General features: G+C 43.7%; 15 protein-coding genes. 3 read left to right on the top strand and 12 right to left on the bottom strand.

The window, feature by feature from the left end:
- Nucleotides 1–618 precede the first annotated feature (618 nt).
- From trhP to LGZ99_RS07955, 7 genes are all read right to left on the bottom strand, one after another.
- On the bottom strand, nt 619–1,995 hold the full coding sequence (gene trhP, locus LGZ99_RS07985; protein WP_262979010.1) for a prephenate-dependent tRNA uridine(34) hydroxylase TrhP: 1,377 nt from the start codon (nt 1,993–1,995) through the stop codon (nt 619–621).
- A 197-nt stretch (nt 1,996–2,192) separates the two neighbouring features.
- Complete coding sequence (locus LGZ99_RS07980) at nt 2,193–2,537, bottom strand: YegP family protein (RefSeq protein WP_021325653.1); 345 nt, start codon at nt 2,535–2,537, stop codon at nt 2,193–2,195.
- A gap of 96 nt (nt 2,538–2,633) precedes the next feature.
- Nucleotides 2,634–3,338 carry an envelope stress response regulator BaeR gene (baeR, locus tag LGZ99_RS07975; protein WP_036840551.1) on the bottom strand — a complete coding sequence of 235 codons (705 nt, stop codon included), beginning with the start codon at nt 3,336–3,338 and terminating at the stop codon, nt 2,634–2,636.
- The gene (baeS, locus tag LGZ99_RS07970; RefSeq protein ID WP_036840553.1) at nt 3,335–4,723 is read right to left on the bottom strand and encodes an envelope stress sensor histidine kinase BaeS; all 1,389 of its coding nucleotides are present in this window, start codon (nt 4,721–4,723) and stop codon (nt 3,335–3,337) included. Before baeS ends, baeR begins: the two co-directional genes overlap by 4 nt.
- The gene (gene mdtC / locus LGZ99_RS07965) at nt 4,720–7,806 is read right to left on the bottom strand and encodes a multidrug efflux RND transporter permease subunit MdtC (RefSeq protein ID WP_036840556.1); all 3,087 of its coding nucleotides are present in this window, start codon (nt 7,804–7,806) and stop codon (nt 4,720–4,722) included. The genes baeS and mdtC overlap by 4 nt, the downstream gene beginning before the upstream one ends.
- Entirely contained in the window at nt 7,803–10,949 is a 3,147-nt protein-coding gene (locus tag LGZ99_RS07960) for an MdtB/MuxB family multidrug efflux RND transporter permease subunit (protein ID WP_036840558.1), read from the bottom strand. Before LGZ99_RS07960 ends, mdtC begins: the two co-directional genes overlap by 4 nt.
- Entirely contained in the window at nt 10,949–12,163 is a 1,215-nt protein-coding gene (locus tag LGZ99_RS07955) for an MdtA/MuxA family multidrug efflux RND transporter periplasmic adaptor subunit (RefSeq protein ID WP_036840560.1), read from the bottom strand. The genes LGZ99_RS07960 and LGZ99_RS07955 overlap by 1 nt, the downstream gene beginning before the upstream one ends.
- 594 nt (nt 12,164–12,757) lie before the next feature.
- Between LGZ99_RS07955 and LGZ99_RS07950 the strand changes: the two genes are divergently transcribed.
- The 3 genes from LGZ99_RS07950 to LGZ99_RS07940 all read left to right on the top strand — a co-directional run bounded on the left by LGZ99_RS07950 (nt 12,758) and on the right by LGZ99_RS07940 (nt 15,554).
- Nucleotides 12,758–13,687, top strand: coding sequence for a nucleoside hydrolase (locus tag LGZ99_RS07950; protein ID WP_036840562.1), 930 nt, complete (start codon nt 12,758–12,760; stop codon nt 13,685–13,687).
- Between the two features lie 26 nt (nt 13,688–13,713).
- Nucleotides 13,714–14,709 (top strand): adenosine deaminase, encoded by a 996-nt coding sequence (add, locus tag LGZ99_RS07945; RefSeq protein WP_036840563.1) that lies wholly within the window; start codon nt 13,714–13,716, stop codon nt 14,707–14,709.
- A gap of 173 nt (nt 14,710–14,882) precedes the next feature.
- Nucleotides 14,883–15,554, top strand: coding sequence for a Crp/Fnr family transcriptional regulator (locus tag LGZ99_RS07940; protein ID WP_036840565.1), 672 nt, complete (start codon nt 14,883–14,885; stop codon nt 15,552–15,554).
- A gap of 331 nt (nt 15,555–15,885) precedes the next feature.
- On the opposite strand, the gene ppx is transcribed toward LGZ99_RS07940, so the two are convergent.
- From ppx to purM, 5 genes are all read right to left on the bottom strand, one after another.
- On the bottom strand, nt 15,886–17,418 hold the full coding sequence (gene ppx, locus LGZ99_RS07935; RefSeq protein WP_036840567.1) for an exopolyphosphatase: 1,533 nt from the start codon (nt 17,416–17,418) through the stop codon (nt 15,886–15,888).
- Between the two features lie 3 nt (nt 17,419–17,421).
- The gene (ppk1, locus tag LGZ99_RS07930) at nt 17,422–19,491 is read right to left on the bottom strand and encodes a polyphosphate kinase 1 (RefSeq protein WP_021325661.1); all 2,070 of its coding nucleotides are present in this window, start codon (nt 19,489–19,491) and stop codon (nt 17,422–17,424) included.
- Between the two features lie 89 nt (nt 19,492–19,580).
- Entirely contained in the window at nt 19,581–20,126 is a 546-nt protein-coding gene (speG, locus tag LGZ99_RS07925; RefSeq protein WP_023044812.1) for a spermidine N1-acetyltransferase, read from the bottom strand.
- A gap of 100 nt (nt 20,127–20,226) precedes the next feature.
- Complete coding sequence (gene purN, locus LGZ99_RS07920) at nt 20,227–20,865, bottom strand: phosphoribosylglycinamide formyltransferase (protein WP_021325663.1); 639 nt, start codon at nt 20,863–20,865, stop codon at nt 20,227–20,229.
- Nucleotides 20,862–21,902: a phosphoribosylformylglycinamidine cyclo-ligase gene (gene purM / locus LGZ99_RS07915; protein WP_021325664.1), complete on the bottom strand. Its 1,041-nt coding sequence runs from the start codon at nt 21,900–21,902 to the stop codon at nt 20,862–20,864. The genes purN and purM overlap by 4 nt, the downstream gene beginning before the upstream one ends.
- Between the last annotated feature and the right edge of the window lie 225 nt (nt 21,903–22,127).

Raw genomic sequence — 22,127 nt, 5'->3', positions numbered from 1 at the left:
ATACGGGATGTGCTGCATCGTTATTCACCGGATTTTGGTCAATGAGTGCTATTTTACCCTTGTTAATATTATGGATACATGAAACAGAAGTTGTCCTGTGTTGATAACCAGAATAGCCAGGTAAATGTTGAACTAATAGTTTTAACAATAAGTAAATTGCAATTATCTATTTTCATAATTTTCACCTGATTAATTCTATCGAATTGTATAATATTTGGTCTAAATATGATGGGTTTCTTGAATTGTTGAACAGTGGAAAATTTTAATTACATTTCTTTAGATAGTGTGATATTTCAATAAGTAGAAATATTTTCTTATTAATGCATAGAGTACAAGAAACATATTAATATAAAGGTTTATTAATTTAATAGTTAAGTTTATCTATTTAATTAATCATGTAAATGAATCTCGTAACTTATTGATTTTATTTATTGGAGAGAAAAAGAAAAGGCCAGCTCAAGGGAGATTGAGCCGGCCAAGGAGGTGGTTCCTAGTCTTACTGTAAAACTTTTTTAATTTTTTATTTTTCACCAACAATACTACGGTAAATAAAATAGCATTGATGTGATCTATTTCTAAAAAAAGAAATATATCATTACCAGGATGGTATATTGGTGATTATTTGTCTGAGTCTCGGTTCGTTTGAACATATTGAGAACTAATACCATTTAGATTGCGTATTAATAAGGCGTAATTAATATCAATTTGTTTAGGGATTGGTAAATAGACAATATACCCATCTCCAGGAGCAACTTCCATTGGTTGGTTTTTTTTATCCTGCATTGCTTCCAGTGTAAACTGGATATTACCCGATGGTGTCATTAATTCGAGACTATTTCCAACCATGAATTTATTCTTAACTACAACTTCAGCCAATCCGTTGACCCGTTTTCCGGTAAACTCACCGACAAATTGTTGGGTGTCGGATATCGAATGGCCGTATTCATAACTCTGATAGGCATCGTGGGTATGGCGGCGTAAAAAACCTTCGGTATATCCACGGTGAGCAAGTCCTGCCAGCGTTGTCAGCAGGGTTGGATCAAAAGGTTTTCCTGCGACAGCATCATCAATGGCTCTGCGATAAACTTGTGCTGTGCGGGCGCAGTAATAGAAAGATTTTGTCCGTCCTTCGATTTTCAAAGAGTGAACGCCCATTTTAGTTAATCGCTCAACATGTTCAATCGCGCGTAAGTCTTTGGAGTTCATGATATAAGTTCCATGTTCATCTTCAAACGCCGACATAAATTCGCCTGGGCGTTTTGCTTCTTCGAACATAAATACTCTGTCTGTTGGTGCACCTTCTCCCAGTGTCGGCTCAATATTTTTTGCCGGTATAGGTTCATGCATATGCACAATATTACCGATATCATCCTCTTTGCCTTCTTGAACATTATATTCCCAGCGACAGGCATTAGTGCATGTTCCTTGATTTGGATCACGTTTATTAATATAACCGGATAACAGGCAACGACCGGAATAGGCCATGCACAGTGCACCATGTACGAAAACCTCCAGCTCCATATCGGGAACATGCTGGCGAATCTCATTAATTTCATCCAAAGAAAGTTCACGGGAGAGAATGACTCTGGTCAATCCCATTTGTTGCCAGAATTTGACTGTCGCCCAGTTAACCGCGTTAGCCTGAACGGAAAGATGAATTTCCATGTCGGGAAAAGCCTCACGAACCAGCATAATCAGTCCGGGATCGGACATAATTAGCGCATCAGGCCCCATTTCAACGACAGGTTTCAGATCACGGATAAAGGTTTTCAGTTTGGCATTATGCGGCGCAATATTCACTACAACATAAAAACGTTTGCCAAGCTCATGCGCTTCTTTAATGCCTAGCGCCAGATTTTCATGATTGAATTCATTATTGCGGACACGCAGGCTGTAACGTGGTTGACCGGCATAGACTGCGTCCGCGCCATAGGCGAAAGCATAGCGCATATTTTTTAGTGAACCGGCGGGGGAAAGTAATTCTGGAGTAAACATGGTTAAAAAATTCTCGGTCTGAGTTCGGCGCAATTTTCACTACAAAAAGTGAGGATAAGGCGGAGGATTCTAACGCTTAATTTGCTGAAGATACAAATTTATTAGCTCGAAGTGCAATTCTGTTGGTCGATAAAGATGCACCTTATCAGTTGAATATTGATTTCAACTGATAAGGTGTAGTTTATGATGAAAAAATATCACTCTGACTTTGTCAGATCCCGGACATTTTCACTGGAGCCATTTTTAACCGCAGACTGAATGCCCTTTTTGGCAATGGTTTCGTTATCGAAAGATTCGCTGATACCAATGACTTGATAGTTCCTGGCTTTCAACACGAAATAGTGCTTGCCAGACTTGTGTTCCCTGATTTCGAAGTTTTTTTCTGTCGGTGAGTTTGTTTGAACAGAACGAATCCCTTTATTCGCCGCTGCCTTTGTGGTGTACATTTCACTGGTGAGGATAACATCACCGTTCGATGCTTTTAAATTGAAGTAATACTGCTTGTTTTTTGTTCTTCTCAGATCATAATAACCTACAGCCATAAGAAATTCCTCCAATTAAGGTAAGTATTTTTAATATAGCTGAATTTCTGACCGGCGAAAGGTTGAGAGAAATTTAATTCAGTTAAAGTGTGACAGTTATAACAAATGGCATATATCTGCTTCCCACCGGTAACCCAGTCCATAAATGGAGCGAATGAACGTTTTACTGTTGTCCAATTGGTCCAGTTTGCGACGCAGATTTTTAATATGGCTATCAATAGTCCGGTCTGTCACGATCCGGTGATCGTCATACAGATTATTCAGTAATTGATCGCGGGAAAACACTTGCCCTGGACGGCTTGCCATCGTTTTTAATAACCGGAATTCAACCGGTGTTAAATCCAATATTTTATTGCAGTAACGCGCTTGGAAGCAGGCTTCGTCAATGTGCAGATCACTTTGCCCGACAATATCCTGTGGCCGGTAACAGCGGCGAAGAATGGTTTTAACCCGCGCGACAATCTCACGCGGGCTGTAAGGCTTACAAATGTAATCATCTGCCCCGATTTCCAGTCCCAATAAACGGTCAATTTCTTCCGTTTTGGCGGTAACCATAATAATCGGGACGTCAGAGAAACGGCGGATTTCCCGGCAGACAGATATGCCATCACAACCTGGCAACATCAGATCCAATAAAATAATATCTGGATTATGTTGCTGTACGTGGGAAACAACTTCATCACCACGCAGTAGCCACTGAGTTTCGTAATCAGCCGCGCGCAGGTAATCAACCAGCAACTGGCCGAGCTTTGGCTCATCTTCAACAATCAGAACAGTATAATGGTCAAATTCCGTACTCATATCGTTTCGCTGTCAAGGGATTCAGTTAGCGGCAATTCTATGATAATTCTCAAGCCACCTAAAGGTGAGGGTTCAGCACAGATCGTACCGTTATGTGCTTCAACGATGTTATAGCAAATAGCCAGCCCAAGTCCTGAGCCACCATTGGCGCGGTTTCGTGAGGATTCACTGCGGTAAAATCGTTCAAAAATCCGTTGGCATTGCTCGGGTAACAGGCCAGGCTCGCTGTCCTGCCAGTTCAATATAAAGCAATTATTATCAGAACTCCCTTCAATAGTCAGTTTGCCATTATCAGTGGTATAGCGAAGGCTGTTTTCCAGCAAATTATGAAAAAGCTGAGTCAATCTGCCTGGATCAGCAAACATCATGATAGTTTCAGGCAGCTTAACATCCATCTGAATTTGCTTATCAAGGAAGCGCCCACGATAAGACGCGATAGCCGCCTGAAGTAACTTACTGATATTGATAAATTCTTTCCGATATGCCAGCGCTCCGCGATCTGATAAAGAGAGCTGGTGTAGATCATCAACCAATTTGGTCAATGTGGTGATCTCTGCCAGTAACGAACTCAGTGTTTCGGGTGTTGGTTGGCGAACGCCATCCTGTAAAGCTTCCAGTTCACCGCGCAATATGGAAAGGGGAGTGCGCAGTTCATGGGAAATATCTGCCATATAATCGCGACGCATCTGCTCATTTTTTTCCAGTGTACTGGCGAGCTGGTTAAAATTGTGGGCAAGCTGACCGATTTCATCTTTACTTGATGGTGTTACCCGGACACTGAAATCGCCCGACGCCAGTTTATGTGTCCCTTCGACCAGACGCTTAACGGGTTTTAACATGCCGCGGGATAACAATAGCGTGGCGATGATAGCCAGCAAAGTAGACAAGCTGGCAATTATCCAGCTTGTCAGTTGTTGCTGGCGATCAAAACTGATATCAGCCTGACGGGTAATTTTGTCTGATGAGCTGACAATGACCCAGCCAACGACTTGATGATTATAGGTGATCGGTTTGCGATAGGTATCTTCCGGAATTTTACCTTCATGACCGACCAGCAGCTTCATCTCACTGTCCACGACCCAAAATTGAGTTCGCCAGCCACGGGGCGGTGGACCCTGGCGGCTTTCACTGGTTTGTTCAATGGAACGAATGATTTGAAAAATGATCCGGTTATTTTTCTTTAAGAATTTCCAGCTACCATATTGTTGATATTGCTCAGCCAGTGCTTCAGCCAGCATGGATGTACGTAACTGGATATTTTGTTTTATATAACCCATAAAACCATGCTGAAAGCTGCTTCTTACACCCCAGTGCATAGTGATAAGTACCAGCATGCAAGTGGCGAAGATAGCCATAAACAGCTTACCGCTGATCCCTAGCTTCATAGTTGCCCCGCAATCTGTTTGGTGGCATGCCGTTGTTGCCATTTCTCCCTCAGCCGATCAAAACAGAGATAGACAACCGGTGTGGTATATAGCGTCAAAAGTTGGCTCATGACCAAGCCACCAACAATGGTTATTCCCAATGGCTGGCGTAATTCCGCTCCATCACCACTGCCTAAAACCAGTGGCAGAGCACCAAACAAGGCGGCCAGTGTGGTCATCAGAATCGGGCGGAAACGTAACAGGCTGGCCTGGAATATCGCGTCGCGGGCGCAGATATTACCGTTACGCTGAGTTTCAATGGCAAAATCCACCATAATAATGGCATTTTTTTTCACGATACCAATCAACAACATGATGCCGATTAACGCTATTAGGCTGAATGGTGTGTCGAACAACTCCAGCGCCAGCAGGGCGCCAATCCCGGCAGAAGGCAGAGTAGAAAGAATGGTCAGTGGATGGATATAACTTTCATACAGTATCCCCAGTACCAGATAGACAGTCATAATGGCAGCCAGGATCAGGAATAATTGTGATTTCAGGGTTTCCTGAAAAATCTGGGCGGTGCCGGCGAAAGTACCGCGAACCGTTGAGGGCACACTCAGTCCGGTCATGGTTCTTTCAATCGCATTGATAGCATCGGAGAGGGTATAACCTGCCGGTACATTGAAAGAAATGGTTGAAGCAGCAGAAAGCCCCTGATGATTCACACTTAGCGGCGCGTTAGCCGGTTGCCAGTGGGCAAAGTAGGAGAGGGGAATCGCTTTTCCTTGATTATTTATCACAAACATTTTTTCCAGTGCGCTGACATCTTGCGTATATTCCGGTGCAACTTCCATTACAACTTTGTACTGATTTAGTGGCTGATAAATAGTGGATATTTGCCGCTGACCAAAAGCATTATTCAGCAAGCTATTTGCTTCACTGACATTAATTCCCAACCGCGACATGGTGTCGCGATCATAGATTATTGCCATTTCAGCCCCTTTATCTTCTTTATCGGAATTAACATCGGTCAATTGGGGCAATTGCCCTAATGCTTTACGGATAATGGGTTCCCATTTGCGGAGATCATTGAGATCATCTGCCAGCAAGGTAAATTGGTAGCTGGCATTAGACTGGCGACCGCCAGCCATGACATCCTGCACTGGAATGAGAAACAGGTTTGCCCCTGGCTCATTGGCAAGCTTGATCCTCAGGCGTGAAATAACCTGTTCGGCACTGCCTGAGCGCTCTTTCAATGGTTTCAGAGAGATGAACATAAAGCCATTATTGACCCGTCCGCCACCTGTGAAAACGGTAACGCTGTCTACCGCAGGATCGGCATCAATTACCTGCATAAAATTTTTCATTTTTTCATGCATAGACTGGAAAGAGATACTTTGATCTGCCCGGACAAACCCCAACAACCGGCCGGTGTCCTGCTCCGGGAAGAAAGTTTTTGGAATGTTGATATAGAGCCAAATATTCAGGGCAATGATACCCGCCAAAATTAACAATACCCAACGGCTATGGTTCAGTACCCACATCAGGGAACGCCCATAACCTTGTTGAATTTTCAGCAGAACTTTACCGAAACCACGGATTCTTTTCTGTGCTTTGGATGGTTGGGATTTCAGCAAATAAGCGCACATCATCGGCGTCAGTGTCAAAGAAACCAGCAATGAGATACCGATTGATGTGGTTAAGGTAATGGAAAATTCACGGAATAGCCGGCCAACCAACCCATCCATTAGCAGAAGCGGGATAAAAACGGCGACCAACGAAATGCTCATAGCAAGGACGGTAAAGCCTACTTCCCGGACACCACGCAGTGCGGCTTGCATCGGTTTGATACCGGCTTCAAGGTGGCGGGAAATATTTTCCAGTACCACAATCGCATCATCCACCACAAATCCCGTTGCAATCGTCAGAGCCATCAGGGAAAAGTTGTTCAGACTGAAACCGCACAGATACATGGCGGTAAACGTTCCAATGAGTGAAACGGGCACCGCAATTGCCGGGATTAACGTTGCCCGGCCAGAACGTAAAAACAGAAATACCACTAAAATCACCAGCCCGATAGCAATCACCAGCGCCCGTTCTACCTCAGCCAATGAAGCGCGAATCGTCGGTGTGCGATCCTGAGCCACTTTAAGCTGAATAGAGGCAGGAATGGATTCACGTAGCGCCGGTAATTGTTCACGAATCCGGTTTACTGTGGCGATAATATTCGCACCGGCTTCACGGCGAATGATCAGCAAAATAGCCGGTTCACCGCCAGACATGCCGGCTGCTCTGACATTCTGAACAGAATCTTTTACATTCGCGACATCCTGCAATCGCACCGGTGAGCCGTTATTATAGTGAACGATTATCGGGCGATAGCTTTCGGCTGTTTTTAACTCATCGTTTGTTTGAACTTGCCAGTGTTGTTGCTCTGAATCTACATAGCCCTGTGGACGGCGAACATTGGCATTGCTGATTGCTTTGCGTACTGCATCCAGAGAAACACCCTGATGAAACAGCGCGCTGGGATTCAATTCAACTCTTACTGCCGGTAATGAACTGCCGCCAACAGAGACCTCACTGACGCCTTCAACTTGTGCAATTTTCTGTGCCAGTTGAGTAGACGCAAAATCATAAAGTTGCCCCTGATTATAGGTATCAGAAGTCAGTGTCAGGATCATAATAGGGGCATCGGACGGGTTTGCTTTGTAATAACCTGGCCTGCCAGGCATACCGGAAGGCAACATACTTTGAGCCGCGTTCAGTGCTGCCTGTACATCCCGTGCCGCGCTGTTAATATCACGGCTCAGGTCAAATTCAAGTACGATATCGGTATTGCCAAGGGAGCTACTGGATGTCATTTCATTGACACCGGCAATTCGGCCTAAGGCACGCTCCAGCGGAGTCGCGACAGATGAAGCCATTGTTTCAGGTGAGGCGCCCGGTAATGAGGCATAGACGGCGATCACCGGAAAATCCACTTGCGGCAAAGGAGAAACCGGCAACAGGGTAAACCCCAATAGCCCGCACAGGGTTATGGCTAAACTTAATAGCGTGGTGGCAACCGGGCGTTGGATAAATAAAGCAAAGAATTTCACCGCGGCTCCTGATGATCAATGGATGAAATATCCGGTACTGAGAACGTGCGGTTGCGGCGAGAGTGCGCCAGCCGGTCAAACAGTAAATAGATCACCGGGGTGGTAAACAGCGTCAGGATCTGGCTCATAATCAGTCCACCTACCATACAGATACCCAGAGGACGGCGTAATTCGGCACCTGCACCGGTACTGAGCATCAAGGGTAGTGCGCCAAGCAATGCTGCCATTGTGGTCATCAGAATCGGACGAAAACGCAATAAACATGCCTGATAAATTGCTTCGTAAGGGGATAATCCCTGTTCGCGTTCTGCCGCCAGTGCAAAATCGATCATCATGATGGCATTTTTCTTCACAATACCTATCAGCAAGATAATGCCGATGATCGCAATAACATCCAGTTCGTGACCTGCCATCATCAATGCCAGCAGCGCACCGACTCCTGCGGTCGGCAAAGTGGAGAGAATGGTCACCGGATGGATAAAGCTTTCATACAGGATCCCCAACACGATATACATGGCGATAACGGCAGCCGCGATCAGCCACAATGTATTACCCAGCGCGCTTTCAAATGCCAGCGTGGCTCCCTGGAACTGGGTGGTTATGTCTTTGGGCATTTTGATCAATTGCGCAGCATCACGAACAGCATTGACTGCCTGTTCAAGAGAGGCGTTTTCAGCAACGTTGAAAGAAAATGTCGCGGCGGGGAATTGTGCCAGATGGTTAATTGCCAGTGGGCCAAATCTTTGTTCAACAGTGGCGATAGCTCTTAGTGGGACGGTATTGCCGTCAGTTCCGTTGAGACGGATGTTATCAAATGCGGCCAGACCCGGAGTTGATGTCACATCATGTTCCAGTACAACCCGGTACTGATTAGCCTGAGTATAAATTGTTGATATTAGCCGCTGGCCGAATGCGTTGTAGAGTGCGTTATCTACGGCTGCCATTGAGATGCCTAATCGGCTGGCGGTGTCTCTGTCCACTTTGACATAGGCGATCAGCCCTTGGTCTTGCCAGTCACTGCTGACGTCAATCAATTCTGATCTCTGCTTCAGTTCAGCCAGTAATTTAGGCACCCAAATACCCAGTTCATTCAGGGCCGTCGCCTGTAATGTAAATTGATATTGGGTACGTGTAACCTGAGTATCAATTGTCAAATCTTGCATGGGTTGCAGATAGAGTTTTACGTCGGGTATAGAAGCAATTTTTTCCTGCAAACGTGGAATAATTTCGGCGATTCTGTCATCACGCTGATTGAGTGGTTTTAGTGTGATTTGCAACCGGCCGTTATTCAGTGTTGGGTTGCTGCCATCAATGCCGACAAATGTGGTGATATTTTCCACTGCCGGGTCTTGTAACAATAAGGATGAAACCTGCCGCTGTTTATCCACCATTGCTGCAAAGGAAATTGATTGCGGCGCTTCCAGTGTTCCCTGAATCAGCCCGTTATCTTGCAATGGAAAAAATCCTTTTGGAATAATGAGATAAAGCAGGGTAGTCAGTGCCAGGGTGCTTAAGGCGACGCTAAGTGTGATCCACGGATGGTTCAGCGCTTTTTTCAGCCATATGGCATAACCGGCAATTGTCCGTTCAAAAAAGCGTTCACTGGCTTGTTCAAAACGATTGTGTTTTACCTTTGATTCTGGTTTGAGCATTCTGGCGCACATCATGGGTGTCAATGTCAGTGAGACAACCGCTGAAATCAGAATGGCCACGGCCAGGGTAATAGCAAACTCACGGAAAAGGCGGCCAACGATATCGCCCATAAAAAGCAGCGGGATCAGCACCGCGATCAAGGAAAAAGTCAGGGAAATAATGGTAAAACCGATTTCACCCGCGCCTTTCAACGCTGCGGCCATCGGTTTTTCCCCTTGTTCTATATAGCGGGAGATGTTCTCAATGACCACAATGGCGTCATCCACCACAAAACCGGTGGCAATGGTGAGCGCCATTAGCGTCAGGTTATTAACGGAAAAACCGCAGAAATACATCACGGCGAATGTGCCGATCAGTGAAAGAGGAACGGCGATACTTGGGATAAGTGTTGCGATGCCGTTGCGTAAAAACAGGTAAATCACCATAACAACCAGTGCAATCGCCAGTAATAGCTCAAACTGAACATCTTTCACTGAGGCACGAATTGTTGTGGTGCGGTCGGTCAAAATTTTCATATCGACAGATTTCGGTAAACTGCTGCTGAGTTCCGGCAACATCTGACGAATATTATCGGTGGTTTCAATCACGTTAGCACCCGGCTGGCGCTGGATATTAATCACAATTGCCTGTTTGTTATTTGCCCATGCGCCCAGTTTAGTATTTTCGGCCTCTTGCTCAATGGTTGCGACATCTTGTAACCGCACCGGCGCCCCATTTTTATAGGCAACGATCAGTTTGCGGTAATCATTTACTGACTTCATTTGATCGTTGGCCGAAAGCGTGACAGAACGGGTCGGGCCGTCAAGGCTGCCTTTAGCGGAGTTAACGTTGGCATTGTTGATAGCAGTACGGATAGTTTCGCTATCCAATCCCTGTGCGGCGACAGCCTGAGCATTCAACTTTACTCTGACCGCCGGACGCTGACCGCCGGCCAGTGTCACCAATCCAACACCATTTACCTGTGAAATTTTCTGTGCGATACGGGTTTCGACCATATCCTGAATTTGCGTCATTGGCATCGCCTCGGTGGTGACGGCCAGCGTGAGAATCGGGGGATCCGCGGGGTTGACCTTGCTGTAAATGGGGGGATAGGGCAGGTCATTGGGCAATAAGTTGCTGGCGGCGTTAATGGCCGCTTGTACTTCCTGCTCGGCGACATCTAATGGCAAAGTCAGCTGAAATTGTAATGTGATAACGGAAGCTCCGCCGGAACTTTGGGATGCCATCTGTTTAAGACCGGACATCTGTCCAAGCTGGCGTTCCAGTGGTGCAGTGACTGCGGAGATCATCACATCAGGGCTTGCGCCGGGGTAGAGTGTGACAACCTGAATTGTCGGATAGTCGACTTCCGGCAGCGCAGACACCGGCAACATGTGATAGCCGATAATTCCCGCCAGTAGGATTGCCACCATGAACAGTGTGGTGGCTACGGGGCGCAGAATAAACAGGCGTGATGGCCCGCCTCCTGGAATTTGGGAGCTCACTTGCATCAGGAGTTCTCCATTTTGCCGTGTTTTTGCGGCTGAATCTTATTTGCCATCGGAGTGACAATATCCACTTTAGCGCCATCTGTCAGGCGATCGATACCATCAGTCACCACTTTATCACCCGCCGTCAGGCCGGTATTGATAACAACCCGTTGTGTATCCTGCAATTTGACTGAGACCAGATGTTTGCTGACTTCATTATCTTTACCCAGTATCCAGACAAAATTCCCTTCATTACCCATTTGCAGAGCAGCGTTTGGGATCACCACTGCGTTTTCCAGCGTATCAACTTTAATCCGGATATTAACGAACTGGTTCGGGAACAGAATGTCACCTTGATTGGCAAAACGGGCTTTCAGCTTAATGGTACCGGTAGCAGTATCGATTTGATTATCAATACTCAGCAATTTTCCTTCGGCAAGTTGTTGCCGGTTGTTGCGATCCCATGCGCTGACAACGACATCATGATTCACTTTCTGAGCTTTCAGAACGGCATTGATATCGTTTTCGGGCAATGAAAACAGTACATCCGCGGGATCTGTTTGTGTGATAACAACAATAGGAGAATTATTGCCACTGGCGATAAAATTCCCTACATCGATCTGTTTCAGACCCACCCGACCAGAAATGGGGGCGATAATACGACTGTAAGTGAGTTGGAGTTTTGCACTGTCAATTGCGGCTTGATCAACTTTCAGACTGGCTTCATGTTGGCGGACAAGTGCACGCTGATTATCCATTTCTTGTTGGGAAATCAGTTTAGTGTTTGCCAGTTTCTGGTAGCGGCTTAGATCCTGGCGGGCATTCGCCAGTATTGCCTCATCTTTGGCAAGTTGGCCTTTGGCTTGCGCTAACTGAACCTGAAAAGGGCGAGGATCAATTTCTGCCAATAAATCACCTTGTTTAATCTGTTGACCTTCCTGAAAGTGCAGGGCGATAAGCTGACCTTCAACCCGGCTGGTCACGGTGGCGGTATTGGCGGCCTGAATGGTGCCGAGTCCGGTCAGAAAGCGTGGTACGGTCTGCTCTTTTGCGGTGGCAATTTGAACAGGAGGTAAAGGAGGGCGCCTTAAACCAGAGGGGTGATCCGATGCGCCAGATTGTTGAAGGGCCGAAGGCGTTTTAAATTGGTGCCAGATAAATATAGCGGCAGCAATGGTAACAGCAGCCAGTGCTGCACGGAAAAGGAGGATACGGCGTTTATTATTTTTATTCATTTCTTCGACATTCTCTTAAATGCAAGGTGTTGCTTGATTATGTCCGACTGCAATATCGGTTTAATCGTATTCTGCTAGTTTAGCCAGTGAGGATAGGCTAAAAAATGGAGAAAGTGTGGAGAATATGTCAAGGAAGTGCTTTTTAAGGCAAATTGAGGTGTTTTTTGTCAGTTTTTTCGAGACTGCTCCAAGAATTATGTAAATGATGGTAGCTTTGTTACTTACATTTTCTTGTCATTATTAAATGATATATTTTATTTTTTTATAAAATTCAGGCTGATTATAGAACACAGAGAAAATAGAATGAATATAAATATGTAATTCATATTTCAATATGGTTGGAGAGATATCGTTTTCGTGAAAAATTTTAATTATCCATTTCATTAGACTATTTTTTGTCATAATTTAGTGTATATCGTGTTATTTAATTGATATTTTTCCAAATTATTCGAATCGGATTAATGTGGAATAGATCACACACTCTTGATATAGCTCTATGCTTATTATTCTTCAATATCATAAAAAGGTCATATGACCTTTTTTTAGCGTCATTTATCGCCTAATGTAAGGGAAATTATATAAGACAGGCATGTTATGAGACATTTAATTATCGATACGGATACGGCTTCCGATGATGCAGTTGCATTGCTAATGGCGCTTCGTGAGCCTTCAGTTTTTATTGAAGCTATCACCGTTGTTGCAGGTAATTGTGGTATTGTTCAGTGCAAAAAAAATGCGTTAATAACTATCGAAAAAGCGGAAACATATATTCCACTGATATATGAGGGAATGAGTAAACCACTATTTAGAGAACAGTATACTTCATATCATATTCATGGGAAAGATGGCATGGGCGATATGAATTTGCCAGAACCTTCATTAATATCAGAGGCTAAGCATGCAGTGGATGCAATTATTGATATTGTAAGAAAATTTCCTGGTGAGATAGAAATAATCACTTTGGGACCACTGACAAATTTAGCGATGGCGGTGTTAAAAGAACCTGATTTATATAAATTCGTCAAAGCTGTTTATATCATGGGTGGTGCTGGATTGAAACCAGGTAATATTACCCCCTTAGCCGAATTCAATATTTATGCAGATGCTGAGGCGGCACATATCGTGTTGAACTCTGGATTGCCTCTTGTTTCTTGTGGATGGGAGTTAGGTATGGAAGACGCTTTTATTAATGAATCTGATATGGATAAATTAAGTTCCTTAAGTGATCTTGGTCAGTTTGCAGTGAGATGTAATAAAACGCTGATCGAATTCAATATAGAAAGGTGTAATAGAAAAGGGTTTGATTTGCCTGATCCCATAACAATGGCGGTTGCTCTGTATCCGAATGAAATGATAGCAGATAAATTAGCGGTATATGGTTATGTTGAATATCAAAGTGAACGTTCATATGGGCATTTAGTGATTGATTCAACTCATCTTCTCAATAAACCTCATAATATGACGGTTATTACGCAAATCAAAGGCAGTGCATTTAAGCATAAACTGTTTACACTGTTATCGTGAATTATAATAATATAGGAGGATAAAATATGAGTTTTAATCCTGCTTTGCTGAAAAAAATCGAATTACATACGCATCTTGATACGGGGTTGAGTTATCATTTTATTAAAAAATATATTCCTGATATTAGCCCAATATTGTTTCGCGAAAAGTATATCGCGCCTGAAAAATGCCATGATTTAGGCGATTTTCTAAGTAAAATAGGTCCTTCATTAGATATGTTGCAAAAAAAGAATGTGATAGCTGATGCTGTAGAAGATCTTTTTATACAATTAAAGAAAGATAATATAGTCTATGCTGAAATTAGATTCGCCCCTTTACTTCATCTTCGCCTGGGATTAAGTGACTGTAATATTGTTGAAACTGTTCTGGTGGCAATGAAAAATTCGTCGATTAAATATGGTATAGAGGCAGGTTTAATATTGTGTACCTTACGGCATTTTTCAGAAGATCAAAGTTTGAGAACAGCATATCTTGTAAATAAATATTCTCATTATGGTGTTGTTGCTCTTGACCTTGCTGCTGATGAGGCAAGATATCCACTTAATGCTCATTTGAAAGCATTTAGAATGGTATTGGAAAATGGCGGAAATGTTATTGCGCACGCAGGAGAAGCAAAGGGGGCTGAAAGTGTGTGTGAAACTATTAATAAGTTAAATATTTCTCGTATAGGTCATGGAGTAAGAAGCATTGAAAATCAAGGTGTTATTGATTCTCTTATAGAAAGAAATATACATTTAGAAATATGCCCGACATGTAATATTGTTTGCGATGTTTATGATGTTTATGATGTTTATGAAAACCACCCGGTTAATATTTTAAAGAAAATTGGGGTAAATATTAGCATTAATACAGATGCCAGAACGGTGGCAAATATAACTTTATGTGAAGAGTATTTAAAGATTAATAGATATTTTGGTTGGCAATATAGTGATTTTATTGAAACAAATTTGAATGCATTACGTGCCTCATTTTGTAGTAAGGAGTTAAAGAGTAGATTGGAAAAAGAAATAATGATATTGTAATGGTGGAAAATTAAGTTCTATTTTTATATTAAATAGGATAAATGTCTATTGAATATATTATATGTTTTTAATGAATAATTGACATAGAGAGCTCGACAGAGGATAAATAGAGATGTCGTAAATGCTATAATATATTTAGTCATGAAATGACGTCTAAAAATGGTGAATTTAATATGCATCTGGATAAAGAGAAAAAACTTAAATATTATTTTGATAAATATCATCTTGATGAAATTTTTTCAACAAAACTTATGGAAAAATTAGATGTGGTAGAAAGGAAGAAAAACGCTTATCTTACACATCAGTTATCAAAATTCACTCATCTTTATATTCTGGTTGAGGGTAAGTTGAAGGTTGAATTTTATAATGCTGACGGTAAATTATCTGTTTTTGCATTTGCCACTCCGCTTTTTCTTGTTGGAGATCTAGAGCTTTTTCATTCCCAGGGGAATAGTATAATTAATACTATTTCTGTTCAGGAGCCGTCAGTGTTCCTGTCAATTCCATTAGAAACGGTGAAGACTTTTGGGTTAACCGATACCCGATTTCTCGGGTTTGTTTGTAAGCAGCTTAGTAATAAGCTTTTTGAGTCTTCTTTATTGAAGTCTGGCGCATTTTTAACTGTTGAAGAGAATTTAAAGAGGTTTCTTTATCATGATGCGGAGAAAAATGGAGATGTACTTGTACTGGAGAAAAGAGAATACTTGGCCTCTATTTTAGGTGTTTCAGTTAGGCAATTAAATCGAGCTATTAAGAACTTGAATGAGAAAGGGATCATTATTTCAAAGAACAAACAGGTTAAAATTATTGATTACAATGCTTTAGTAAAGGACATTGAATTTTGACTTAACTTTAAGCGATGAAAATCAAAATTCATATGCATAAAAGGTGCTGGTGAGTATACACCAGCTTTTGTGTATATTGATTAGCAATAGTTACACCGCTTATTGTAAATATAGGTTGTATCTGATATTGCTCAAACACCAGAATAAGCTGTTGTTTGTTATCTTATTTGATGATTTTCATTTTTCTCGGTTGTTGTCTGCTTACTTTGCTGATGATGATCTAATGCCGCTATGGACGAATAAATGAAACGGCCAAATAAAATCAGAAAGCTGATAAGTAGAACCAGTTTAGTAATTTGAGATCGCTTCTTTTTTTTCATGGGCTAAATCGCTATGTTGATTCCTCTGCTATTTCTAATTGCCAACCTGTAACGTTATGCCAGTATTCCTGCTCTTTTTCCAGATCAAGTTGCATCAGGGTGTTTTCTGATAAGTAATTGTAAGGCAGATAGAGTGCCCAATGACCATCATCAGTAACCAGTCTGAGTGATTCAGGGGTGGTTGTGGATTGACGTTGATTATTGAGTAATGTCGCCAGACGCAGGATTTGAATTAATGGCAAATATTGTTTTTTCTTAAATAGATTGAATCTTGGCAAATCATCCAGTTTTATTGTTTTGCGGTGACAGCGAACCAGTGTTGCCAGCAGTAATTGTTGTTCCTGATTAAAGCCTGGCAAGTTGGTGTTTTGCAAAATATAAGCAGAGTGTCGCTGTAATCCGCTTAAGTTAATACTCAGCCCAACTTCGTGCAGCATTGCCGCCCAGTGTAAAATCGCTTCGAGTTGGGGCTGCACCAGCTTTGGGTTCTGGATGGCCCATTGTTGGTAAAGTGCTTCAGTGGTATCGAGCACACGCTTTGCCTGTTCTCTGTCGATATTGTAGTGTTCAGCCAGGCTTTTTGCCGTTCTCCGGCGGATATCCTGGTGGCGGAAACGGCCTTCCATTTCATATAAAACACCTTCGCGCAGAGCGCCATCTGATAGCTGTAACTCTTTTATATGCAGGGCATCGAATACACCGCATAAGATAGCTAAGCCGGGAACAAAAACGTGTTTACGATCATCGGATAATTCAGGTAAGTCGAGGGTTTTAAACTTTTTGAATTTGAGCACCTCTTTGACCAACATTTCCAGCCGTTCAGGTGTGATTAATCCATCCTTCTCTCCCATTGCGACCAATACCTCATAAACGGCTTTGATTGTCCCGGATGCGCCGAGCGCGGAGTTCCAGCCTTTTATGCGGTATTGCCATGAGAGGTTCTCCAGTTTTTGAGCTGCTTCAAGCCGTGCTCTGCGGAATTTCTCCGCACTGATTTCACCGTCGGAAAAGAATTGGTGAGAAAAACTGATGCATCCCATCCGGCGGCTTTCTATTAATAAGGGTTCAAAATTTTCGCCGATCACCAGTTCAGTAGAGCCACCGCCAATATCAATCACCAGCTTACGATCTTGTTCCGGCTGAGTGTGTTCGACGCCCATGTAAATCAAGCGGGCTTCTTCGTGGCCGGAAATAATTTCAATCGGATAGGGGATGACTTCTTGTGCCCGCCTGATGAATTCTTTGGCGTTGCTGGCTTCACGTAAGCTGTGTGTGCCGACCAGGCAGACGTTATCTGCCGGAAATCCTTGTAGTCGTTCAGCGAACAGCGCAAGGCAAGCCAGACCGCGCTCCATGGCTTCTTCGCTTAATTCGCTTTTTTGATTAAGACCGTAAGCAAGGTAGACATGTTGTTTTAACCGGCCAAGGATCTGCAATGCGCCGTTAACGATTCGTGCAATGATCATATGGAAACTGTTTGAACCCAGATCGATAGCGGCAATTTCCATTGGTCTCGGCGTAGATTTATCGTGTGTTAGCGGCATAAATTAGGCTCTTGGTCCAGGTTGTTCGAGGGCTTTTATATAGTCATAAATCGCCAGTTGTGCACGGATTTTCCGTTTATTGCCCCGTGGCACATAGCTGTTGCTCAGTTCTTTATCGACGTAACGGGCTTTTACCGTATCGTTGAATTGTAGTTCGAGAATATCCAGTACACGTTGTTTCAATTGTGGATCAAGCAGGCTGACAGCAACTTCAATCCGGTAGTCAATATTACGGGTCATCCAGTCGGCAGAGGAGAGAAAGACTTTTTCATCGCCGTTATTGGTAAAGACATAAACCCGATCATGTTCGAGGTAACGGTCAACGATGCTGGTGATTTGAATATTTTCGCTAAATCCTGGCTGATTGGGCACCAGTGAACACATACCACGTATCAGCAGGCGTATTTTTACACCGGCTTCTGAGGCGTCATACAGGCGGTCCACCAGCTCTTTATCAACAAGGTTATTGATTTTTAACGTAATGCCAGCGGGTTTATCTGCTTTGGCGTTTGCTATTTCCTGAGAAATAAGCTGGTTGAGCATCGCGCGGGAATTTTGTGGCGAAACCATCAGGTTTTCAAAGTTGACCGGGCGATAGGGGTTTTCAATAAAGTTGAATACCCGACGGACTTCGTTGGTAATTTGCGGATTGGCTGTCAGCAGGGAATAGTCGGTATAGAGACGCGCTGTTTTTTCATTAAAGTTACCTGTACCAATATGGGCATAGCGAACAATTTCTTCGCCTTCCAGACGGGAAATAAAAAACAGTTTTGCGTGGATCTTTAGCCCCGGTGCCGAGAAAATAACATGCACACCTGCTTCGGTCAGCCGCTTAGCCCAATGAATATTGGCTTCTTCATCAAATCGTGCCTGCAATTCAACAACAACGGTAATTTTTTTACCGTTATGGGCAGCATGAATCATTGATTCAATAATGCGGGAGTCTTTTGCTACCCGATAAATATTGATCTTGATGGAAAGCACGCTTGGGTCAAAAGAAGCCTGGCGCAGTAATTCCAGTACGTGTTCAAAGGTGTGATAGGGATAATAGAGCAGAACATCCTGTTCACGAATAGCATCAAAACCATTGCGAAAATTATCAAACCAAGTGTGCCGTAATCTCGGCAAGGGTCTGTTCAGCAGGTTTTTCTTTCCCTCATTGGGAAATTTAATGAAATCTTTAAAGTTGTGATAGCGTCCGCCGGCGATCACCGAGTCGTCATTTGACAAGCCGAGCTTGCTACGCAGTAATTCCACCATTTCATCCGGCATTTCTCTCTGATAAACGAATCTTACCGGTTCCGCAGTCAGCCGTTGTTTCAGGGTGGATGACATCAATTCGAGCAGGCTTGATTCCATCTCTGTTGCTAAATCATATTCAGAATCACGGGTCATTTTCATTGAATAGGCATTTAGTGAATCATAGTCAAAGAAACCTTTGAAAATTTCATCAAGACAGTAGCGCAGAATATTGTCCAGCAGGATCATTGACTTGCGGCGGCGTGGCATTTCAGGCGGCAAATTAACAAAACGTGGTACCTTATCCGACGGAATCTCCAGTAATGCATATTGGATATTCTGGCCGTGGACAATTTCAACCGCCAGATAAGTGTAGTCATCTTTCAGAAATTCAACCAGATTCGTTTCCGGATTAATCAGGATTGGCGTGATATGGGGCCGCAGATGTTGACGAAAATATTGGCGTAACCAGATTTGTTGATTCGGTGAAATTTGCCGTTCATTGATCAGGAAAATTTGATTGCGGGCCATTTCCAGCAGTAACTCATTATAGAGCACATCAAATTCATGATCGGTTTTAGCGACTTTGGATTGAATCTTTTTCAGTACATGTCGGGAACTGGTGGCGGATCCCCGCGCTTCATTAATCAGTATCCGCCGTTTCACATCAGCAAAACGAACTTTGTAGAATTCGTCCAGATTATTGGAGTAAATACCCAGGAACCGCATCCGTTCTATCAATGGGTTGCTCTTATCCGCCGCTTCCTGAAGCACACGTTCGTTGAAGGATAACCAACTCAGTTCTTTCTCGGTATAGAGCCTGTCTTGGGACATTGTTACTCCAGGTGTTGAGGTGAATGTGTTGAAATTTTGAGTGTTATTAGTCGTGGCCTGTTGTTATAACCTCGTCTGTCATGATGGGTTCAGGCCTTTTTATCTGCCTTGGACGCGAAGTATTGATGTTGGAATACACACATGCGAATTGCTGTGCGGTAACAGCCGTTAATAAAGAATTCATCTATTAATTCGCCCTCAGTGTAGAAACCCAGCTTACTATAGATATGAATGGCTTTACTGTTCTCCTTATCGACAATCAGGTAGAGTTTATACAGATTAAGCACAGAAAATGCGTATTCCATCGCCAGTTCTGCCGCTTTGGTTGCATGGCCCTGGCCCTGATATGCCGGATCGATAATGATCTGAAATTCTGCCCGGCGATGGATGTAGTCGATTTCGACTAATTCAACCAGCCCAACTTTGGCATCAGAACTCGCGATAATAAACCGGCGCTCGTTCTGATCGTGAATATGTTTGTCGTAGAGATCGCTTAGTTCAACGAAAGCTTCATAAGGCTCTTCGAACCAGTAACGCATGACGCTGGCGTTGTTATCTAATTGATGGATAAAAGGCAGATCTTCCCGCTCAAGGGGGCGTAACCTGACAGGTGGAGAATGAGAACCACCAGACATTTGATACCTCGGTTTTTAATAAATAAGAGAGTATTATTAATAATAGTTCGCAGTGCCGGGTATATTACCACAGCACTGTAATTAGGGGTGAATAAATAGATTATTCTGCGGCATAGCCTTGTGGAGGAAGAATATTCCCATCCAGATGGGCTTTGCCATTAACCATGCTCAGGCGTCCTTCGACAAACCAGTTGATAACTAATGGGTAGATATCGTGCTCCTGAGTTTGGACCCGTTTAATAACCTCACTTTCCTGGTCATTTGCAAAAATGGGAACTTTGGCTTGCAGGATCACCGGGCCGCCATCCAGCTCTTCTGTCACAAAATGAACGGAGGTGCCGTGTTCTGTATCGCCATTTTCCATTGCCTTGCGGTGAGTATGCAGGCCGGGATATTTTGGCAATAGAGAAGGGTGAATGTTTAGCAGGCGACCAAAGTAGTGCTGAACAAAATCCGGCGTCAGAATACGCATATAACCTGCGAGAACGACTAAATCGGGTTGATACTGATCGATGGCGTGTTTCAGTGCTTGATCATAAGTCTGACGATCCGCATAGTTTTTCGGGCTGACGACATGGGCGGGAATTTCCGCCTGTTTAGCCCGTAGCAGACCGTAAGCATTAGCGGTATTACTGAATACCGCACAAATTTGCCCACTGATTTTGTTCTGCTGGCAGGCGTCAATCACCGCCTGGAGATTGCTGCCGTTGCCGGAGATCAATACAACGATGTTTTTCATTGAATAACAACCTGTTGTTCGTTCTCTTTCTGTGTGGCGATGGTACCGATTTGCCAGGCTTTTTCACCGGCGGCGTTGAGTAATTCAAGCGCTTGTTCAACGGCTGTTTGTGGTAATGCAATGACCATCCCGACACCACAGTTGAATGTACGGTACATTTCATGACGGCTGACATTACCGGTTTGTTGCAGCCAGTTAAATATTGCCGGCCATTGCCAACTGGATTCATTAATTTGTGCCTGGGTATTTTCAGGCAGGACACGTGGAATATTTTCCCAGAAACCGCCGCCGGTCAGATGAGCAATTGCGTGAACATCAACGTGCTCAATCAGGGATAAAAGGGATTTCACATAAATTTTTGTCGGGGCGAGCAGGTGATCTGCCAGTGATTTGCTTTCAAGCTCGGTTGTTTCTGGATCTGTGTTGCTGACGGCCAGAATTTTGCGTATCAGAGAATAGCCGTTTGAATGAGGGCCACTGGCGGCGAGAGCAATCAGGGCATCACCAGCCTGAACTTTACTGCCATCAATGATTTCTGATTTTTCAACAACACCAACACAGAAACCGGCAACATCATAATCTTCACCATGATACATCCCCGGCATTTCCGCAGTTTCACCACCAACTAGAGCACAGCCGGATAATTTACAACCTTCCGCGATACCGGTGATAACGCTGGCGGCGGTATCAACATCCAGTTTTCCGGTTGCATAATAATCAAGGAAGAACAGGGGTTCTGCGCCCTGGACAACCAGGTCGTTGACGCACATTGCAACTAAATCAATGCCGATAGTGTCATGGCGTTTGAGATCCATCGCCAGACGCAGTTTGGTACCCACACCGTCGGTACCGGAAACCAGAATAGGTTCGCGGTATTTTTGCGGTAATGCACATAAAGCGCCAAATCCACCTAAACCGCCCATGACTTCTGGACGACGAGTCTGTTTTACAACACCTTTGATACGGTCTACCAAGGCATTACCCGCATCGATATCTACACCGGCATCTTTATAGCTGAGAGAGGTTTTGTTGGTCACTGAGAAGCCCTCAAGGCAGTTGCATTTGATAAATTAAGATAGAACTTTGACAATTCTAGCAGCCTAAGCAAACGTTTGCGAGACTCTTATGCAGGATCTCCGTTATAGGAGAAAAGCCGTGCGTTTGATTAAAATCAACAGATTGGTAGTGGTGTTATGGTTAAAAAGCGGTATAATCTCGCGATTTTTTGTCTGCCGGCGACTTGACAATACAGTAGGAGAAGT

The organism is Photorhabdus temperata (assembly GCF_025384845.1).
GTDB lineage: Bacteria > Pseudomonadota > Gammaproteobacteria > Enterobacterales > Enterobacteriaceae > Photorhabdus > Photorhabdus temperata.
Note: the sequence above shows the minus strand (reverse complement) of the source record. Positions and strands in the feature narration are given on the sequence as shown.